The sequence below is a fragment of the Roseiarcus sp. genome (assembly GCF_052145395.1).
In the GTDB taxonomy this organism is placed as follows: domain Bacteria; phylum Pseudomonadota; class Alphaproteobacteria; order Rhizobiales; family Beijerinckiaceae; genus Roseiarcus.
On the sequence record NZ_JBKQOT010000367.1, the window covers coordinates 1 to 2804 of the forward strand.

The window sequence follows — 2804 nt, forward strand, 5'->3', positions numbered from 1 at the left end:
ATCTGGCTTTCACGGTCGTATTCATCGCGGTGATGTTCGCTTATTCCGTGCCGCTCACGCTGATCGTGCTGATCGGTCTGCCGGTCTACATTCTGATCGGCTTCCTGGTGCGGCCGCCGCTGCGCGATCTGATCAACGAGAAGTTCAACCGCGGCGCGGCGAGCCAGCAGTTTTTGGTCGAGACCGTGGTCGGCGCCGGGACGATCAAGGCGGCTGCGGTTGAGCCGATGGTGCGCGCCCAGTGGGAAGAGAAGCTCGCGGCTTACGTCCGGACGAGCTTTGCCGCCACGATGCTCGGAACCGGCGGCCAGATCAGCATCCAGTTCGTCAGCAAGCTGACGACGGCGGCGATCCTGCTCTTCGGGGCGAAGGCGGTGATCGACGGCGATCTCACCGTCGGCGCGCTCGTCGCCTTCAACATGATCGCCTCCCAGGCGGTCCAGCCGATTCTCCGCCTGTCGCAGATCTGGCAGGACTTCCAGCAGGTCCAGATTTCGGTCGAGCGTTTGGGCGACATCCTGAACGCCCCGCCCGAACCGGCGCCGCGGATGCGGCTCGCGCCCCCGACCCCGCGCGGCGCGATCGAACTCCGGGACGTCACCTTCCGCTATCGCCCGGGCGCCGCGGACGTTCTCAAGCACGTCTCGCTCAAGATCGCGCCCGGCGAGACGATTGGCGTCGTCGGCCCGTCCGGCTCCGGCAAGTCGACGCTGACCAAGCTCGTACAGCGCCTCTACCTGCCGACCGAGGGCCAGGTTTTTCTCGACGGCGCGGACCTCAGCCAGGTCGACCCGTCATGGCTGCGCAGCCACATCGGCGTCGTTCTGCAGGAGAACCTGCTGTTCAACCGCACCATCCATGAGAACATCGCCTTCGCCGATCCCGTCATGCCGAGGGCGAAGGTGATCGAGATCGCCCGGCTCGCAGGCGCCGACGAGTTTATCGACAAGCTTGCCGAAGGCTACGACACCATGATCGAGGAGCGCGGCGCTAACCTGTCGGGCGGACAGCGCCAGCGCATAGCCATCGCCCGCGCGCTCGCCACCAACCCGCGCATCCTGATCCTCGATGAGGCGACGTCGGCGCTCGACTACGAGAGCGAACGCATCATCCAGCGCAACATGCGCCGCATCGTCAAGGACCGGACGGTGATCATCGTCGCCCACCGGCTGGCGGCGGTGCGTGGTTGCGACCGAATCGTCGGCATGGCCGACGGGCGCATCGTGGAAACCGGCTCGCACGAGGAGCTGGTCCGCCGCCCGGGCGGCCTCTACGCCTATCTCTGGGGCCTGCAGGCGAGCCCGGTGGAGGTTGCGGCATGAACGACGTCGTCCACTCGATCGCCACAACGGGATCCCCGGCGACGCCGCCGCGCCGGCAGGGGACAGAACAAGCGCTGTCACTTCGCGATACTCGCCGCGGCGCGTCGTCGGACCGGGAATTCCTTGCGCCCGTCCTCGAGATCCTGGAGACGCCCGCCTCGCCCGTGCGGGTGGCGTTTCTCTGGATCATCTGCGCGCTCGTCGTCGTCAGCCTTGGCCTCGCCTATTTCGGGCGCATCGACATCATCGCCTCCGCCCAGGGCAAGTTCCAGCCGACCGGCCGGGTCAAGGTGATCGCGCCGGTCGAGACCGGCCGGGTCGCGGCCGTCCACGCCGCCAATGGCGCGCTGGTGAAGGCGGGCGACGTTCTGGTCGAGCTCGACCGTTCGGCCGCCGAGGCCGACGTGAGGGCGGCCAGCGCCGACTTCAAATCGGCCGAGGCCGAAAGCCTGCGTCGACGCGCAGCGCTCGCCGCCGCGCACGCCCGTGCGTTCTCGCCGCCCCCGGTCATCGCGTGGCCCCCCGAAATGGACGCGAACCTGCGCGCGCGGGAAGAGGGCGTGTTGGCGGCGGACCTCGGCCAGCTTGCCGCGACGATCGCTTCCTTCGACGCCCAGAAGACGCAGAAGTCGGCCGAGCGCGACATGCTGGAGCGAACCATCGCGACCCAGAAGAACCTGATTGCGACGCTGCAGGAGCGGGTCGACATGCGCGCTGAGCTGGTCGCGTCGCGATCTGGCGCGAAGTCAGCGGTCATCGACGCGACCGAGACCCTGCAATATCAGCAGACCCAACTGGCCATCCATGAGGAAGAGCTCGCCTCGGCGACGACGGGGCTCGACGTCATCGCGCGCGACAGCGAGAAGGCGGTTCAGGCGTTCCTGTCGGATCAGGCGCAGAAGCTCGACGCCGCCGAGCGGCAGGCTGAGGAGAACCGCCAACGTCTCGCCAAGGCTGAGGCCATGGTCGACACCCTCACGCTGAAAGCGCCGATCGACGGCCGCGTCCAGTCTTCGATCATCACCAATGTCGGCCAGGTCGTCGACAGCGGGCAGGAGGTCATGCGGATCGTCCCGCAAGACTCGCGACTGGAGATCGAAGCCTATGTGCCGAACCAGGACATCGGCTTCGTGCGGGTCGGCCAAGAGGCGGTAATCAAGGTCGAGTCATTTCCGTTCACCCGCTACGGATCGCTCAAGGCCAAAGTCATGCGCATCGCCAAGGACGCCATTCCATCGCCGGACGCGAGCGCCATCGAGGGGGACCCGACCCGCGTTTCCAAGGCGTCCGGCTTCGCCGGCGCGGAGCGGACCCAGAATCTCGTGTTCGCGGTCGTGCTCGAGCCCGACGCTTCGACCATCATGGTCGACGGGGCCAAGCAGCCGCTGACCTCGGGCATGGCCGCGACCGTGGAAATCAAGACCGGCTCGCGCCGTCTGCTCGAATACCTCTTCTCTCCGGTCGTCGGGGTCGGCTCGAAAG

Annotated in this window: 2 protein-coding genes; both read left to right on the forward strand. The window is 67.2% G+C overall.

Annotated elements, in window-relative coordinates:
- The coding region (locus ACLP25_RS12310) for an ATP-binding cassette domain-containing protein (RefSeq protein WP_442469482.1) at nucleotides 1-1322 on the forward strand (1322 nt) is incomplete at its 5' end.
- On the forward strand, nucleotides 1319-2804 hold a 1486-nt coding region (locus ACLP25_RS12315), incomplete at its 3' end, for an HlyD family type I secretion periplasmic adaptor subunit (protein ID WP_442469483.1). The genes ACLP25_RS12310 and ACLP25_RS12315, both read left to right, overlap by 4 nt.